The sequence below is a fragment of the Rhodococcus sp. T2V genome, from assembly GCF_029269925.1.
Classification (GTDB): domain Bacteria; phylum Actinomycetota; class Actinomycetes; order Mycobacteriales; family Mycobacteriaceae; genus Rhodococcus_F; species Rhodococcus_F koreensis.
In genome coordinates this window covers 1-502 of record NZ_JARJBD010000494.1, presented here as the reverse complement: position 1 = coordinate 502, position 502 = coordinate 1, and the positions used below count along the sequence as shown (strand labels likewise).

At 66.5% G+C, this 502-nt stretch carries 1 protein-coding gene; it reads right to left on the bottom strand.

Annotation, left to right across the window (positions count from 1 at the left end; genetic code table 11):
- Positions 1-217: 217 nt before the first annotated feature.
- Positions 218-502: glutamate-cysteine ligase family protein (locus P3H15_RS55040; RefSeq protein ID WP_276144951.1), on the bottom strand; the 285-nt coding region annotated here is incomplete at its 5' end.

Sequence of the window (502 nt, the reverse complement as noted above, 5' to 3'; positions counted from 1 at the left end):
TTGTCCATCACCAGCACCACCGTCTCCGCGTCCGGGTAGTCCACGCACAGTAGCTCTTTGACCTGCCGGGCCCAGTCGATCTTGGTGCGCCGGGGCTGGGCATCGGCACGCCGCCATCCGGCCAGAGGCTCTGGTCCAGCAGAAGATCGAACAGGTCCCGTGCCGGACATACTCGGAGTCTTCCTTCAGATCGCGCCCCGGGCCTGCAGGGATCGGGTCACGCACGTGAGCGAGGAGCTGGTAGGGCTTCTACCACCACCGCGTAGAGCGCCGCGTGCGCCGCGGTCATGGCGACGTCCGCGATCCTGACCTCGATGGTCGGCTGCTTGTCGGAGAGCCGGACGTGCCAGTAGATCATTCCCCGGTCCATGGCGGCACCGGTTCCGATCATGGCGCCGACGATCGACTCGTACTCCTCCGCGGAATCGAAATGCGGCGGCGGTCCCACCGACGGCCACCGCGACCACATGATGTGCCGCCAGCTGTGATACCCGGTGTCGTG